We start from the raw sequence: 15039 nt of genomic DNA on the forward strand, positions 1-15039 counted from the left end.
TAAGCATGGACAGCAGTCCGGACATCATAAAAGACGCATCAGACGCACTCAAGCCGATAGAGGACAGAGGAATCACCGTGATGCAGGGGTGGTATGACAAAGACCTCAACAAATGTCATGTGACATTGTGGGATTTGGGCGAAACCGATGATAATTTTTCGGATGATGATGCGGAGGGAGTGACACTTTCCTTGCAAGTCACCATTTTCTCAAAGGAGGACGAGGTGGAACTGGCAAGGGAAATCAAGTCTCTCATGAAAGAGAATGGGTTCTCATTCGAGGGGAGAAACGGAGACGATTCAAAACCGGAGGATGGAATCTATATGAAAGCACAGCGATTCACAAAATATTATGAAAGCGAGGAAAAATCATGAGCGAAACAGTAACACAGGTAAATGAAACCACACAGCAGATTGTAAGGAGTAGAACTTGCGGTCTGAAAGATTTCTACATCGCACTGGTGCAGAGCAATACTGCAACAGCATACACAGCCGGAACTCCGGTGAAATTAGCAAGGGCAATCAAAGCGAAAATTGATGAAAAGTGGACAAGTGAGAAAATCTACTCCGACGATAACACCGAGGAGGTCATCACCTCATACGAGGGAACAGATGTCGAACTGGAAATCAATGCTCTTGCACCGCAGGACAGAGTGATTCTGTTCGGGCAGTTGTACGAGAAAGGATTCTTGAGAAAGTCATCTGACGACAGAGCACCGGAGGTCGCTGTCGGATGGAGAGAAAGAAAACTCAACGGAAAATATGAGTTCAAGTGGCTTTATGTCGGAAAGTTTGCAGAGGGTATCAGCGAGGAGGCAAGCACTAAAGAGGGAAAACTGTCACCTACAACCAAGAGCATCAAGGGCAGTTTCTACGAGCGTAGCATCGACAATCTGTATGAGGTATCTGTTGATGAATCCAACCTTGTAGCAGAGGACACGGATGCAGCAACAGCAATCAAAGACTGGTTCTCAAAAGTGCAGGAAGCACCGGACGCAGCAGCGTAAAACAAGAGAGGATATAACAGGAGGATAATTCAATGAATAGAAAAATTATCGTGAATCATAAAGAGTTCAAAATGGAGAAAATGTCTGCGGACACATACATGGAATATCTCGATCTTGCAGAACAGATTGACGCTGCGACATCCGAGAGAGCGTCAAAAAGATACTCACGACAGGAAATTGAGGCGATGATGTTGTTCATCTGCAAAGCATACGGAAATCAGTTCACGGTTGACGAGTTAAAGGACGCAGAGAGCGGACTGGATGCAGCAGGAATCGTCATCGAGTTCAACATGATTGACATGGGAATCGCAGAGGAAATGAACAAGAGAATGGACAAGATGATGAAAAATTTTCAGAGTGGCAAGTGATTCCGGAAATAACAATCACTTGCAGCACAGGAAAAGTATTCATCAATAACATAACGGTTGAGCAGTACAAGAAATATGCTGCACTCATGGAGAAAAACGGTTCGGACAAAATAACGGATGCACTGTTTTTCAACAAAAGAATTATTCAAGAGATATTCGGAAACAGGATGTCTCTCGATGAACTGGGTGAGGTGGATGTCATTGAATTTCTGACAGCATCAAAGGGGATTCATTTCATCATGCAGGATATTGTTTCCGATGCGTTGCTGAACATTGTCGAGACAGAGCCAATCGAAAGAGAGACATCTGCGTTCGACGAATATGACCGTGAGAATGGGTATGAGGACGAGGAGCAGGAAGAACAGAACACATGGAAGATATGCGGAGAAATCGTTGACCGTGTGACAAAAATTGCGATTCGGCTCATGCGGGAATCATACGGGCAGTGCATGAAAGAAAATATCATTGAACTGCTGAAATATCTGAAATTTGAACTTGAAACGGTGAACGAGAACACATAACACAGAGAGGAGGAGAACCGATGGCACATACAAGCGTGAAGATTTCAGCAAATTCGTCTGATTATCAGTCACAAATGAAATCCGCTGCGTCACAGATGAAAGTGTTATCCAGTGAGTTCAAACTGGCACAGACGCAAGCAAAAGCGTTCGGTTCGGCAGCAGACCAACTCAAGGCGAAAGCCGAGAGCCTCACTCAAAAAATCACTCTGCAAAAGAATATCGTTCAATTAAACAGTGAGCAACAAGCAAAACTCACACAGAAACTTTCAGACCAAAAGACAAAGCAGGAGGAATTGAAAACAAAGGTCGAGGCAGCAAAGAAAGCCTATGAGGATTCAACAAAGGCGACCGGAGCAAATTCAGAGCAGTCAAAGGCACTGAAAGAGGAACTCGACAAACTGGAGCAGGAATTTAAGGCAAACGAGACAGCAATAGGAAAGACGGAGACTGCTCTTGCAAATCAGACCACAAAGACGAACGCATCAAAAGCATCACTCGTCGAGATGGAATCTGAACTCGAAAAAGTAAACAAGGAACTGAAAAATCATAAACTGAATGAATTTGCAAGCGGTTGTGACAAAGCAGGACAAAAGATGGAGAGTTTCGGAAAGAAAATGTCCGTCGTTTCTGCGGGAATTGCTGCAATAGGAGCAGCATCAATCGCATCGTTCAAGGAACTCGACGAGGGATATGACACGATAGTGACAAAGACCGGAGCAACCGGAGAGGCACTGGAGGGATTGACCGCATCTGCGGACAATGTTTTCGGAAGTATGCCGGAGGACATGTCAACGGTCGGAGAGGCTATCGGTGAAGTAAACACGAGATTTCATTCGACAGGAGAGGAACTGGAGAGCCTGTCAACGCAATTCATTCAGTTTTCGAGCATAAACGGAACGAATGTGACACAGTCTGTTGACCAAGTGGACAAAATCATGAAAGCGTGGAACATAGACACATCACAGACGGGGAATCTGTTGGGATTGCTGACATCAAAAGCACAGGAGACAGGAATTTCCGTTGACAAACTCGAAAGTTATGTACTGGATAACAATTCAGCGTTCAAAGAGATGGGGTTGTCATTACCACAAGCAATCAATTTGATGGCTCAATTCGATGCGAACGGTGTTGATTCTACGACAGCACTGGCAGGACTGAAAAAGGCATTGCAGAACGCAACAGCCGAGGGAAAGTCAATGGATGTCGCACTGGAGGAGACAATCGGCAGCATTAAGAACGCAAAGACGGACACAGAGGCTTTACAGATTGCGACAGAACTGTTCGGGAAAAAGGGTGCTGCGGAAATGGCGACAGCAATCCGAGAGAACAGAATTGACCTCACAAGCCTGTCATCCTCAATGTCAGAATATGGAACGACGGTCGAGGACACATACAACGGAACACTCGACCCGATTGATAATGCAACAATAGCGATAAACAATGCAAAACTGGCATTGTCAACACTGGCGACAACAGCACAGACCGCAGCAGCACCAGTCATCGAAAAGGTGACGACAAAGATTCAAGAACTGACAAAGTGGTTCACCTCTCTTGACGAGGGGCAACAGCAGACAATCATCAAGGTCGGTCTTGTGGTGGCTGCGGTGGGTCCTTTAGCAATCGGATTCGGAAAAGTAGCACAGGGAATATCGACGACGGTGAAAACAGGTCAACAGTTTGCATCGTTTGTCGGAGGAATCATCGCAAAGATAACAGCCAAGACAGCAGCAACCGCAGCAGGAACAGCAGCAGACACAGCAGGGGCAGCAGCGGAGGCAGCACATACCGCAGCAACAGCGACAGCGACCGGAGTGACTGGAGGAATGACGGTGGCACAGACCGCCCTCAATGCAGTCATGAATCTGTGTCCGATTATTTTAATTGTGACACTGATTGCAGGACTGATCGCAGCAGGAATCGCTTTATATAAAAACTGGGATAAGGTCAAAGAAAAATTATCCGAGTTGTGGAGTAACGTCAAGGAGAAATTCAACGCAATCAAGGAAACCATAACGGGAGCGTTCTCGAAAGCAAAAGAGGCGGTCACGAATAAGGTGAACGAGATAAAAGATTCGGTTGCGAATAGTGCAGTCGGACAAGCAGCGACAAAGACGTTTTCAGCGGTGAAAAATACTGTCACAAAGTTCATGGGGGCAGCAGTTGACACTGCAAAGGAGAAACTGGGGAACATGAAAACCGCCTATGAGGAAAACGGGGGCGGTATTAAAGGAGTAGTTGCAGCAGGATGGGAGGGAATCAAAGGCTATTACACAGCCGGATTCACGTTCGTTGATAATCTGTCGGGAGGAAAACTGACAGAAATCAAGACAAAATTCTCCGAAAAGACATCGGAAATCAAGACGAAAGTCTCCGAGGGTTGGGAGAATATGAAAACGACGGTCACATCCAAGATGACCGAGTGGAAAACAAACGCATCAAATAAACTGACGGAAATCAGAACCGATTTCACGACGAAGATTTCCGGAATACAGTCCTATGTGTCAACCGGATGGTCTCACATGAAATCGACGATTTCAACGACGATGCAACAGTGGAACACAGATGCGAGCAACAAACTCCTGTCACTCAAGAACGATTTTACAAACAAGGTCGAGAGCGTAAAACAGGGATGGTCAACGAGGTTTACAAACATCAAGGACACAGCGACGAATCTCATGGAGACCGCAAAGACCAATGTTTCCACAAAACTGGAAAATATGAAATCTGCCTATAACGAAAAAGGCGGGGGCATGAAAGGAATTGTGTCGGCTACATTCACAGGCATCAAGGACACGATGAACTCGCTCATGTCCACAGCGAACACGTTGACAGGTGGAAAACTCGACAGCATCAAGTCATCTTTCTCGACAAAATTGAACGGTGCTCTTTCAACGGTCGGTTCAGTCATGGAGAGCATACGAGCAAAATTCAGCGAAAAGATGGAATCCGCAAAGACAGCGGTCTCAAACGCTATCGACAAAATCAAGGGATTTTTCAATTTTGAGTGGTCATTGCCACATTTGAAAATGCCACATTTTAGTATATCCGGTTCGTTCAGTCTGAACCCTCCATCTGTACCGTCATTCGGTGTTGAATGGTACAAAACAGGAGGAATCATGACAAGTCCGACAGTGTTCGGAATGAATGGAACGAGGCTCATGGTCGGAGGAGAGGCAGGAGCAGAGGCAATTTTGCCACTTGCAGAGTTCTACACAGAATTGAACTCAATGCTTGACCGAAAGCTGAAAGCGATCAATCAGAATGTGAACGCTTTTATCGAGGTTCACAACTATATTGACGGAGACGAAGTGGCAAGCAGAACGACCGAAAAGGTCAGTGATAATCTTGCAATAGCAACAAAAAAACGGAGGTGAGGACATGAAAATTGACAGCATAGACATTCGGTCATTCGATGCAAAGCAGTTGACAGTTGATTTCGAGCCTCCACAGACGGGGGTGACGGTGGAGATGTTCGACGGGGCATTGATACCGTCGGAATCCGAAACATACACACCATTGTCCGGACTGACAGTGACAGTCCTGTTCAGAGGAAAAGACAGAGACGAGGTTCAAAAACATGTCAGTGATTTCAATGCAGAGTTGCAGAAAGGTGTTGTCCTTACACTGGACGGGTACAGTCGCCATTTTAAGGCATATATGACGGGGAACTCGTTGAGCAAGACAATAACGAAAACACGGTACACAGCAGAGTTCAAATTCACGGGGTACTGGTTCAGCGACGAAGTGAGTTTGAACTGGCAGGGAGCGTATGAGGCAATATTTGAGGCACAGGGAAACAGGGCGACACCGTGCAGACTGACAATCACAGCAACGGAGTACATTGAGCAGTTAAGAATCAACGGTCTTTCCTGCGGTGAAATTATTATCGACACGATTCCGAGAGGAGCAACCGTCATCATTGACGGAGAAACAGGATTCGCAACGATGGACGGAGAGAACAAGTTCAAGGATGTGTCATTGATGGAATTTCCGTATCTCACAACAGGGCAGGAAAAGGAACATCATCTCATTTTCTCTGACAATAACGCACTTGTCACATTGCAGTATAAACCTATGTGGTTATAGGAGGCGGTCAGATGGATTTGTACAATGATTCACACGAAAAGGTGTGTATTTTATCCGGAATAAAAGAAACGTGCATCACAAGCACTCTCAAGACCGGAGATAAGGAAATCACATTCGAGTTCCGAAAGACAAACAGGTATGCAGCGGACATCAAAGAGGAGGGATATATCAGAACCGACACGGACGAATTTGTTATCAAGCAGGTCGAGCCGAGCGGGGAATGGTACAAATGCACCGGAACATTGAACGTCGAGGAACTGGAGGGCAAACAATATCCGCAGGGATTTGAGACTGTGGAAAAGACGGTCGATGAATGTCTGACAGAGGCAATCGACGGAACTGGATGGAAAGTCATCCGGTGCGATGTTTCCAAAAAGAGAACAATCCGGATAGAACAGAACTGTTCTGCATGGGATGTCGCTCAACAGGCAATCACAACGTATAGATGCGAGATGGTGTTCGATTCTCTGAACAAGGGAATTTCGGTATATGAGAAATACGGAGAGGACAGAGGAGCATATTTCATTGAACGTCTGAATCTCAAGCGGTTGCAGGTACAGTCAAACTCATACGACTTTGCAACAAGGCTCATTCCGATAGGGAAAGATGGATTGATGCTGAATATCGACGGGAAAAATTATGTTGAGAATCACCAGTATTCAAAGAAAGTGAAAACGATGACGTGGAAAGATGAAAGATACACGGATGCGGAATCACTGAAAGAGGATGCGGAGGCGAAACTGGACGAACTTTCCAAACCATACAGGTCGTACACAGCAGAAATCATCAATCTTGTTGAGGCAGTGCAGGACGAGGAGAAAAAAGAACAGTACAAAGAGGTGTTCAGTATAGCACTGGGAGACACGGTGCTGCTGATCTCCAAGTCAACGGGAATCCGTGAGAGCCACAGGATTGTGAAATTCTATGAATACCCGTTGACGAAAGAAAAGAACAAGGTCGAACTGGCAAACACAAGACTGTCATTCGAGGAGGTTCAGAGAACCGAGCAAGAATTGTCATGAGGAGGTGAGAAAATTGGAAATCATTAGACACATCAAAGTGGATTTGTATGGAGACACACAGCATTTTGCAGTTGCAGCGAAACAGATGGATATGGGAACACGGTACATCGGAGTGACGCTCATGGAGGACGGTGTCGTGTATGAGATACCGGACAATGTGGAGGTCATTATCAACATGACCAAACCGGACAAGACACACGTTCACAACGATGGAGAAAAGTCCGGAAATGAGGCTCTCATTCCTCTCACAAGAGGCATGTTGCAGGTTCACGGAACAGCATTATGTGAGGTGCAGTTGTATCAAAATGGTGCATTGCTGACGAGTGCGACGTTTGAGATGGAGATTTTTCCGTCACAGCGGGATGAATCGGAAATCATTCACTCCGGAGAATATACAAGACTGGAGAACACCATTGCAGCAGCGAGAGAGGCTCTGCAAATCGCACAGGACACACAGAACACCATTGATGCAGCAGAGGCGGTCAGACAGGCACAGGAGCGGTTGAGAGAGGCTGCTGAAAAGGCAAGAGAAATCAAAGAGAGCCGGAGAGAGGATGACACCGCAAAGGCGATTGCAAAATGTGTCGAGGCGATGGAGGCAGCAATCGAGCAGACAAAGAAATGTCTGACAGCGACCGAGGAGGCAAACAAAATCATCATCAGTCAGTCCGGTCTTGATGCGATACTGGCAGCAGTCAAAGACTATTATGAACGCATCAGAGAACTTGAGACGGACATCAACATCAATGTGGATGGAGGAACACCAAAATCAACCGACCTCCTGCTTGTCAAGGGAGGAACACCGTTCACGACCGATTATGACAAGTATATCGCAGGAACGTCACACACAATTTGAGAAAGAGGTGAAAAAGAATGGCAACAGCAACAATCACTCTGAAAAAGGGAACGACCGCAGAGTGGACGGAGAGCAAGAGGGTTCTCGATGATGGAGAACTGGGTCTCGAAACCACGACAAGCGGTCACAGAATCATCCGAATCGGTAACGGTTCGACCGAGTTCATGAGCCTCCCTGTCGCATTTGACATCGAGGAGGTCAGAGAAATCAAGACCGGAATGGACAAAGATGCAAAAACGTACTATGACGACATGGTCAAAAAGGGAACGGAGTTGCTTGCAGAAATGAAAGCACTGGCAACGACTGTCGAACTGGAGGACGATGCGACACAAATCAAGTATCGAATGGGTATCTCAAACGGTACGTTGTATTTTGAGGAAATCACAAAGGAGGCAAGTGAATAATGGCAGCAGGTGACAGAATATTCATGGCGAAAGAATCCACGTCGCAGGAGATTCTTTCCAACACAAAGAAAATTATCGAGGACGCAAAAGCAAAACCGAAAAGATACGGAATGAGAATCAACCTCCTCGACAGCAATCCGGCAACCCGTGTCAAATATCTTTATGATGCGGTTGGAATGACACCCGCAGGAATGAATTTCGCAGGAGGCGGGTTCGATTATGGAGACTGGGGAGATATTTGGTTCGTAAAGAAAAACCGTCCGGTCATGGTAAGAACTGACGGAACGGTTGACTATGAACTGAATCATGAAAACCATGCTCTCAAGCTGAACGGAGGAGCATCGGACATCACAAAAACATCATACGGTGGAAATGCAATGTCCGAGATTCCTCTGATTTGGGTCAAGAGATGGACACAGAACAATTATCATTTTGTTGTGTTCTGTGAGGAGCAGTACGATGACACATACAAAGCATACGCACACACCGACGCAGACGGAAATGTCCTGCCCGTGACATATTTCCCGATGTACGAGGGTTCGGTTGTCAACAGCAGGATGCGTTCGCTCTCCGGTCTCACACCGACAGCGTCCATGACAGACGAGCAGGAGACGACCGCAGCAAAGCAGAACGGTGACAGATGGGATAAACAGTCATTTTCTGAAATCAACCTCATGTATGAAATGTGTACGATGATTACATGCAGCACCAATTCACAAGGCAAGTTTGGAAACGGAAACAGTCAATCCGACAATTTCTTGCAGACCGGAACACTCAACGGAAAAGGACAGTTTTTCGGTTATACATCGACCACACAGGCAGTCAAAGTATTTTACTGCGAGAACTTCTTTGCGAACTACTGGAAACGTTTGAGAGGTCTGCTGCTTATCAACGGAGTGTATCATGTGAAAGCAGTTCCTCCGTACAACTCAACAGGTGCGGGGTACACAAACACAGGACTGACACCGTCCGGAACATCCGGAGGCTACTGTTCAAGAATGGAAATGGCATCCGACATCGGAAGAATCCCGACCGTTGCATCCGGAAGTGAGACCACATACGAATGTGATGGGTTATGGTTCAACAATACGATCGTTGCAGTTGCCCTGTTCGGTGGCCGCCGTGGCGACGGGTCGAAGTGCGGTTTGTCGTGCTGGAATGTGAGCAACCCTGCGACGGACGTGAACACGTACATCGTGGCGAGCCTTTCTTGTAAACCGCCTGTTGCTGCTGCGTAAGCAGCGAGGGGGAACGGGGGAGATACTCCCCCGCAATAAAAAGGGAGGTTCGGAGGGTTTACCCTCCGAGGTGTCCGGTACGACAAGGATTTTCCACGATGATGGAAACGGGAGGCACATCCGACACAAACAGAAAAAATTGTGATAGAATCTCCGACATGACAAAAAGATGACCTTGACATGACAGGGGAATCGGTGTGCGTCCTTGCCCTGTTCGGTGGCAACCGTGGCAACGGGTCGAAGTGCGGTTTGTCGTACTGGAATGTGAACAACCCTGCGACGAACGTGAACACGAACATCGTGGCGAGCCAATCTTATCAAATTATGGAGCATTTAACCAAAAGCACACCTTTTTCCTACACCGCAGGGTGTTGAAATACACCTAACCAGTGGAAATGATACCGATGCAGGCAGGGTCGAGTAAGAATATCAGAAAGACCTTGAGGTGATAAGAAAGATGGGAAAGAAATCCGTCAATAACCTGTACAAGCCTATGTTAGAACATAGCAATGTTGAGCAAAAATTTCATAAAGCAGCAAAGGGCAAAACAGAACGTCCGGACGTTGCGGTGATATTAGAGCCGACCAACATTCAGAGACATGTCAAGAACGTCGTCGAGCAACTTGAGAACACTGCACCGGAGGGGTACGACGTACCGCATCCGGAAAAGGCATGGAAACCATCAAGACACGGGAAAGTTTGCATCAACGAGGGAACGAGCAGAAAAGTGAGAATGATTGAGAAACCTCGATACAATTATGAGCAGGTGATTCACCACATTGTCGTCTCTGCGTGTTATGACATTTTCATGAAAGGGATGTATGAGTTCTCGTGCGGGAGCGTTCCGAACAGGGGTGCTCATTATGGGAAAAAGTACATCGAGAGGTGGATTCAGCGAGACAAAAAGAACTGCAAATATGTTCTCAAGATGGATATTCGACACTTTTTCGAGAGTGTTGACCATGATGTCTTGAAAGCGTGGCTCAAGAAGAAAATCAGAGACGAGAGAATGTTGTACATCCTCGAACTGATAATTGACGGGAGCGAGGTCGGGTTGCCTTTAGGGTTTTACACATCGCAGTGGTTGTCAAATTTCATGTTGCAGCCTCTCGACCATTTCATCAAAGAACAGTTGAAAGCGGTGCATTATATCCGGTATATGGATGATATGGTGGTGTTCGGAAAGAACAAAAAGGAACTCCACAGGATGCAGCAGGAGATTGAGAGATTCTTGAGAGAAAAGTTCAACTTGCTGATGAAAGGAAACTGGCAGGTGTTCCGGTTCGATTACACAGAGAAAAAGACCGGAAAGAGAAAAGGGAGACCACTCGATTTCATGGGATTCCAGTTCTATCACGACAAGACGATTCTGCGGGAAAGCATCATGTTGAGTTGCACACGGAAAGTCAACCGTGTCGCAAAGAAAGAGAAAATCACATGGTACGATGCGACCGCAATTCTGTCATACATGGGTTACTTGAGCAATACAGACACATACGACATGTACCTGCAAAGGGTCAAGCCTTATGTGAATGTTAAGAAATTAAAGAAAATAGTTAGCAAACATTCAAAGAGAAAGGAGCGAGAAAAACATGAAAGAATGGAGAGAAGTGTTCGGAACGGAGGCAGAACAGCCGGAGGAGTTCGACACAACAGCATCACCGACAACGGTATATCAGAGACGCAATATCAAGAAAGCAACGAAAGAGGATGCAGACGGAAAGAAAATCACCGGATGGCAGCGAGAGGAGCGTGAGATGTCACGGGAGGAATATGACAGATTGACGCTCATGCAGGAGGTTGTTGCATCCAACACAACAGGAATCGTTGAATCCGTGACACAGTTTCAGAAAGATGCAGTCATCGACGAATACACACAACAGTTGATTGAGGAGGGGTTGATTTAATATGAAAATACTTGTCGAAAGTCTGAAAAGAATGTACAAGAAAGGCACTCTCACCAAGGAACAGATCGCAGAGCGTGTCACAAAAGGAAGTATTTCAGCGGAGGAATATGAATACATCACGGGAGAAAAATATTCCGGTGGTGAAGTAAAATGACACCGCTTGAAATAATATCACGGTTGTGTGAGATAACGGAGGAGTTGTCCGGAATCGTGAAAAAGCAGCAAGAAATGATTGAACGCTCAAAAGTGGAGGAGGGGGTCAAAGAGGAACTCCGGAACATGGTCAATGAGGCAGACGGGAAACTGGATGTCCTTGAGTACCACATGAGACGATACTGCGACACCGACGACGTGGGAGCGTTCGGAAAGGAGCAGCCGAGTGACGATTGAACTCTCATTGTTGTTGAGCGGGATTTCCGTCGCATTTGCAATCTTTTTCGGGATTTCCAATAAAAAGCGGAATGACAAAAAGGATGCAGAGCAGGAGACGGAGGAACGTGCGACAGCGAACACACTCATGATGACAAAACTGGAGAACATTGCCGACGATGTCAAAGACATCAAACGTGACTACAAAGAGACACGGGCAGAGGTGCAGGATTTACACGACAGGGTTCTCATAGTTGAGCAGTCATTGAAATCGTATCACAAGAGACTGGACGGGATGAATTTGAACATTAAGACCGACCAATAACAGGAGGGCGGGAACAGGCAAGAATCAACCACATAAAGGAGGCAACAAGTGAACAAAAGCAGGATGACGAACGCAGAGCGTCGCATGTATTTCCGGCATAAAAGAAAATTGTACCGGATAGAACAGCGGGCAGCAAAGCGGAAAAACAAAGTCTCCGGTCAGTTCATGAATCGTGTTGTTATCTGTATGATTCTTGCAGCATTTATCTACACAGTTGTGGCGATTATAGTGTTTGTGAGAGTGGGTGCTGAACCATCAACATTGACAGAGAATGTATTTCGATTCCTGTCAGTGGAGGGCGGTGCGATGGCACTCATTAAGTCAGTAAAGACGGTTACAAAGAAAGATACAGGAAAACAGCACGAGAACGAACCGGATGACATCAATGCAGACAATAATGAGGAGGTGCAGGGATGAAATTCATCGTTGAAAATTGGTTTGTTATCGTGGCAATAGCAGCAGTGGGAGGCTCTATCGGGTACGCAATTTATTCTTTTGTGAAAATGCCATCTGATAAGCAGTTGAACAAGGTCAGAGAGTGGCTCTTGTATGCGGTGACAAAAGCAGAAAAGGAACTGGGAGCAGGAACAGGAAAACTCAAACTCCGGTATGTGTACGACATGTTTGTGGCAAGGTTTGAGTGGCTTGCAAAGGTCATCACATTCGACATGTTCAGCATGATGGTGGACGAGGCTCTTGAGCAAATGAGAACGATGCTTGACAGCAATGAGGCGGTGCAGAAACTCATTGCGAACGAGGCAGGTGAGGGCAGTGAGTGAAATTGAGATTTTCATGTCACAGCACTGGAGCACGATGGTGACGGTGTACATCATCGGGGCAGCAGTTACATTCGTTTTGACGTTTGTTATTTTTTGGATGCTTGAAAGGCAGTCCGAAAAAGAGGAGCGGGAAAAAGAGTTGTTTCCGGAATACTACGAGGAACAGGAAACGAAACAGGACAGAATCATGGTCAAACTGACATTTTTCATTTTGTCGGTATTGGTGGCGGTGATATGGATAGGAGTTCCGTTCATACTGGCTTTTATATTCATTATGTCAGTGATAGATGATTCCGGAGATAAGAAACAAAAGGAGGAAAAGAAATGATTTCAAATTGCGGACACGACGAGAGAGGAAAATATTCCGGAGGAAAAGCCGGAGATCAGACGGGAACAGAGTGGCAGGTTATAAACTGGTATAACAGACCGTGGAAATGCGTTCTCCGTCATCCGGATGCAGCAACGAGAAAACTCATTGCACAGATGGCAAAGGCAGCAGCAGTCAACAATATGGTCGGATATTGTCAGTCGCACAGGGGAACATTTTGGACGAACCTTGCGGATTCAAATTTCGACCCTGCTCAAATCACAGTTCCGTGCGAGGCTGACTGTTCGTCCGGTGTTGCTGCAATCGTAAAAGGTGCAGGATATAGACTGAAAAATGAGAAACTGAAAAATGTGAGCACTGCATGTTATACCGGAAACCTGCGGGCAGCACTCAAGGCAGCAGGATTCGAGGTGCTGACAGATAAAAAATATCTGACATCAGATGCGTATTTGCTTGAGGGCGACATTCTGTTGAACGATGGTGCTCATGTGGCGACGAACCTCACCAATGGAGCAAAGACATCCGGAGGAGGTGCATCGCAGACAGTTCCAATCAATAGCAACGTGAAACTGGAGACCGCAAAAGGGTTCAACAAGAGCCTTGCAGGAACGTACAAGGTAACGGGAGCAGGAGCGTTGAATCTACGGTCGGGAGCAGGAACAGGAAAAGACAAGAAAGTCTTGACGACAATGCAGAGCGGAGAGACGTGTCAGTGTTATGGATATTACACGGATGTGTCCGGAGTGAAGTGGTTGTATGTAGCATATAAAAACGTGGTGGGATTTGCGTCGAGCAAATATCTCAAAAAGTAGCAGAGGAGGGCGAAAACATGTTATACTATTTAGGCAAAGGAACGGAGTTCAAAAAAGAGGACTGCAAGGAATACAAGACAATCGAGGGAGCGTTGAAAGCAGCAGCAAAAAACGAGGAACTGGTTGTGTGGGATGAAAACGGAAACGTCATCGGCTCACTCACGGACAATGTTCCGGAGGGAGCACTGGAGACAAATCCCGACGGTAGCGTGAACACCTACAATGCAGACGGGAACAAGGTCGGCACGATGACCGCAGAGGAACTCAAAGCAGCAACAACCCTCACCGATGAAAAGGATGCAGAGGGACAGCAGGGCAACGCAGGAGCGTCCACAGACGACGAAAACGGAGGCACTGGAGGAAATGCACCAGTAGAACCGGAAAACGGGCAGAATGGGGCAAATAGCGAGCAGGAGAACGGACAGCAGACCTCCGGCGATGGAGACGATGCAGCAGGGCAGGAGACATCCGGAGACGATGAAAGAAAAGCAGAGGAACAGGTGTCCGATTCTGACACAATCTATCCGGAAAAGACCACAAGAGCGATCGTTGATTGTGATGGTGCTCTGAATCTCCGTCGTTCTGCATCATGGGGAAATGAAAGTATCTGCGGACGTGCAGTGAGAGGACAGTCGTATTATATCAAGGCAATTCACACAGTAGAGGGAAAGAAAATGCTTGAGACTATCGACGGAATTTTCCTGTCCGGTCAGCCGGAGCATGTTCGCATCATTGAGGTGTAAGTTCCGGACGGGTGTGTTATAATAAAACAACGGGAGAACTCTCCGAGGGGTTTGAGTAACACACGGGTAACTGACAAAATGCTTGAAAAGCCTTATTTTTCAAGGGTCGGAATTATGCAAGCGATAATCGTTTGGAACGTAAAAAGATTTATAAAACCTCAGAAACCGCGTGTTTCTGGGGTTTTCTTTACTTTTCGATTCTGTGAGGCGTCCAGAAATGTGATGAAAATTGGTGGATATGTAGCGAGTATACAGCAAAAATCACAACAACTATG

20 protein-coding genes are annotated in these 15039 nt (G+C 46.4%); all 20 read left to right on the plus strand.

Features of this window, described 5'->3' with window-relative positions:
- Nucleotides 1–5 precede the first annotated feature (5 nt).
- Nucleotides 6–374: a hypothetical protein gene (locus DXA18_RS02655; protein WP_004605269.1), complete on the plus strand. Its 369-nt coding sequence runs from the start codon at nucleotides 6–8 to the stop codon at nucleotides 372–374.
- Complete coding sequence (locus tag DXA18_RS02660; protein ID WP_003506181.1) at nucleotides 371–1006, plus strand: major tail protein; 636 nt, start codon at nucleotides 371–373, stop codon at nucleotides 1004–1006. The genes DXA18_RS02655 and DXA18_RS02660 overlap by 4 nt, the downstream gene beginning before the upstream one ends.
- A 32-nt stretch (nucleotides 1007–1038) precedes the next feature.
- Nucleotides 1039–1374: a phage tail assembly chaperone G gene (gene gpG / locus DXA18_RS02665; protein ID WP_118382551.1), complete on the plus strand. Its 336-nt coding sequence runs from the start codon at nucleotides 1039–1041 to the stop codon at nucleotides 1372–1374.
- Nucleotides 1371–1895: a hypothetical protein gene (locus DXA18_RS02670; RefSeq protein ID WP_055062299.1), complete on the plus strand. Its 525-nt coding sequence runs from the start codon at nucleotides 1371–1373 to the stop codon at nucleotides 1893–1895. Before gpG ends, DXA18_RS02670 begins: the two co-directional genes overlap by 4 nt.
- A 20-nt stretch (nucleotides 1896–1915) precedes the next feature.
- Nucleotides 1916–5269, plus strand: coding sequence for a hypothetical protein (locus DXA18_RS02675; protein ID WP_243007002.1), 3354 nt, complete (start codon nucleotides 1916–1918; stop codon nucleotides 5267–5269).
- Between the two features lie 4 nt (nucleotides 5270–5273).
- Nucleotides 5274–5981 carry a phage distal tail protein gene (locus DXA18_RS02680; RefSeq protein ID WP_055062298.1) on the plus strand — a complete coding sequence of 236 codons (708 nt, stop codon included), beginning with the start codon at nucleotides 5274–5276 and terminating at the stop codon, nucleotides 5979–5981.
- 11 nt (nucleotides 5982–5992) lie between these two features.
- Nucleotides 5993–7003 carry a phage tail protein gene (locus DXA18_RS02685; RefSeq protein ID WP_207724089.1) on the plus strand — a complete coding sequence of 337 codons (1011 nt, stop codon included), beginning with the start codon at nucleotides 5993–5995 and terminating at the stop codon, nucleotides 7001–7003.
- A 4-nt stretch (nucleotides 7004–7007) separates the two neighbouring features.
- Nucleotides 7008–7859 carry a BppU family phage baseplate upper protein gene (locus DXA18_RS02690; protein WP_055062297.1) on the plus strand — a complete coding sequence of 284 codons (852 nt, stop codon included), beginning with the start codon at nucleotides 7008–7010 and terminating at the stop codon, nucleotides 7857–7859.
- A 17-nt stretch (nucleotides 7860–7876) separates the two neighbouring features.
- Nucleotides 7877–8263, plus strand: a complete 387-nt coding sequence (locus DXA18_RS02695; RefSeq protein WP_003506196.1) for a hypothetical protein — start codon at nucleotides 7877–7879, stop codon at nucleotides 8261–8263.
- The gene (locus DXA18_RS02700) at nucleotides 8263–9501 is read left to right on the plus strand and encodes a hypothetical protein (RefSeq protein ID WP_118382552.1); all 1239 of its coding nucleotides are present in this window, start codon (nucleotides 8263–8265) and stop codon (nucleotides 9499–9501) included. The genes DXA18_RS02695 and DXA18_RS02700 overlap by 1 nt, the downstream gene beginning before the upstream one ends.
- A 457-nt stretch (nucleotides 9502–9958) precedes the next feature.
- The gene (locus DXA18_RS02705) at nucleotides 9959–11257 is read left to right on the plus strand and encodes an RNA-directed DNA polymerase (RefSeq protein WP_118382553.1); all 1299 of its coding nucleotides are present in this window, start codon (nucleotides 9959–9961) and stop codon (nucleotides 11255–11257) included.
- Nucleotide 11258: 1 nt separating this feature from the next.
- On the plus strand, nucleotides 11259–11408 hold the full coding sequence (locus tag DXA18_RS15600) for a hypothetical protein (protein WP_004605279.1): 150 nt from the start codon (nucleotides 11259–11261) through the stop codon (nucleotides 11406–11408).
- 1 nt (nucleotide 11409) lies between these two features.
- On the plus strand, nucleotides 11410–11562 hold the full coding sequence (locus DXA18_RS02710) for an XkdX family protein (RefSeq protein WP_081337312.1): 153 nt from the start codon (nucleotides 11410–11412) through the stop codon (nucleotides 11560–11562).
- Entirely contained in the window at nucleotides 11559–11798 is a 240-nt protein-coding gene (locus DXA18_RS02715; RefSeq protein ID WP_003506202.1) for a hypothetical protein, read from the plus strand. Before DXA18_RS02710 ends, DXA18_RS02715 begins: the two co-directional genes overlap by 4 nt.
- Nucleotides 11788–12102 carry a hypothetical protein gene (locus DXA18_RS02720; protein ID WP_004605281.1) on the plus strand — a complete coding sequence of 105 codons (315 nt, stop codon included), beginning with the start codon at nucleotides 11788–11790 and terminating at the stop codon, nucleotides 12100–12102. Before DXA18_RS02715 ends, DXA18_RS02720 begins: the two co-directional genes overlap by 11 nt.
- A 48-nt stretch (nucleotides 12103–12150) precedes the next feature.
- Nucleotides 12151–12519 carry a hypothetical protein gene (locus tag DXA18_RS02725; RefSeq protein WP_003506207.1) on the plus strand — a complete coding sequence of 123 codons (369 nt, stop codon included), beginning with the start codon at nucleotides 12151–12153 and terminating at the stop codon, nucleotides 12517–12519.
- Nucleotides 12516–12881 (plus strand): hypothetical protein, encoded by a 366-nt coding sequence (locus DXA18_RS02730; RefSeq protein WP_004605283.1) that lies wholly within the window; start codon nucleotides 12516–12518, stop codon nucleotides 12879–12881. The genes DXA18_RS02725 and DXA18_RS02730 overlap by 4 nt, the downstream gene beginning before the upstream one ends.
- Nucleotides 12874–13209, plus strand: coding sequence for a hypothetical protein (locus DXA18_RS02735; protein WP_055062292.1), 336 nt, complete (start codon nucleotides 12874–12876; stop codon nucleotides 13207–13209). Before DXA18_RS02730 ends, DXA18_RS02735 begins: the two co-directional genes overlap by 8 nt.
- The gene (locus DXA18_RS02740) at nucleotides 13206–14021 is read left to right on the plus strand and encodes an SH3 domain-containing protein (protein WP_118382554.1); all 816 of its coding nucleotides are present in this window, start codon (nucleotides 13206–13208) and stop codon (nucleotides 14019–14021) included. The genes DXA18_RS02735 and DXA18_RS02740 overlap by 4 nt, the downstream gene beginning before the upstream one ends.
- Nucleotides 14022–14038: 17 nt before the next feature.
- A complete protein-coding gene (locus tag DXA18_RS02745) occupies nucleotides 14039–14764 on the plus strand; it encodes a hypothetical protein (protein ID WP_118382555.1) in 726 nt (241 codons plus the stop codon).
- The last annotated feature ends 275 nt before the right edge of the window (nucleotides 14765–15039 follow it).

The organism is Dorea sp. AM58-8 (genome assembly GCF_003464045.1).
GTDB classification, from domain to species: Bacteria; Bacillota; Clostridia; order Lachnospirales; family Lachnospiraceae; genus Claveliimonas; species Claveliimonas ammoniilytica.

Bases quoted from the DNA above. Each gene is read 5' to 3' on its own strand.
- DXA18_RS02655 (WP_004605269.1), top strand. From the start codon at position 6: ATGGACAGCAGTCCGGACATCATAAAAGACGCATCAGACGCACTCAAG.
- DXA18_RS02660 (WP_003506181.1), top strand. From the start codon at position 371: ATGAGCGAAACAGTAACACAGGTAAATGAAACCACACAGCAGATTGTA.
- gpG (WP_118382551.1), top strand. From the start codon at position 1,039: ATGAATAGAAAAATTATCGTGAATCATAAAGAGTTCAAAATGGAGAAA.
- DXA18_RS02675 (WP_243007002.1), top strand. From the start codon at position 1,916: ATGGCACATACAAGCGTGAAGATTTCAGCAAATTCGTCTGATTATCAG.
- DXA18_RS02680 (WP_055062298.1), top strand. From the start codon at position 5,274: ATGAAAATTGACAGCATAGACATTCGGTCATTCGATGCAAAGCAGTTG.
- DXA18_RS02685 (WP_207724089.1), top strand. From the start codon at position 5,993: ATGGATTTGTACAATGATTCACACGAAAAGGTGTGTATTTTATCCGGA.
- DXA18_RS02695 (WP_003506196.1), top strand. From the start codon at position 7,877: ATGGCAACAGCAACAATCACTCTGAAAAAGGGAACGACCGCAGAGTGG.
- DXA18_RS02700 (WP_118382552.1), top strand. From the start codon at position 8,263: ATGGCAGCAGGTGACAGAATATTCATGGCGAAAGAATCCACGTCGCAG.
- DXA18_RS02705 (WP_118382553.1), top strand. From the start codon at position 9,959: ATGGGAAAGAAATCCGTCAATAACCTGTACAAGCCTATGTTAGAACAT.
- DXA18_RS15600 (WP_004605279.1), top strand. From the start codon at position 11,259: ATGTCACGGGAGGAATATGACAGATTGACGCTCATGCAGGAGGTTGTT.
- DXA18_RS02710 (WP_081337312.1), top strand. From the start codon at position 11,410: ATGAAAATACTTGTCGAAAGTCTGAAAAGAATGTACAAGAAAGGCACT.
- DXA18_RS02715 (WP_003506202.1), top strand. From the start codon at position 11,559: ATGACACCGCTTGAAATAATATCACGGTTGTGTGAGATAACGGAGGAG.
- DXA18_RS02730 (WP_004605283.1), top strand. From the start codon at position 12,516: ATGAAATTCATCGTTGAAAATTGGTTTGTTATCGTGGCAATAGCAGCA.
- DXA18_RS02740 (WP_118382554.1), top strand. From the start codon at position 13,206: ATGATTTCAAATTGCGGACACGACGAGAGAGGAAAATATTCCGGAGGA.
- DXA18_RS02745 (WP_118382555.1), top strand. From the start codon at position 14,039: ATGTTATACTATTTAGGCAAAGGAACGGAGTTCAAAAAAGAGGACTGC.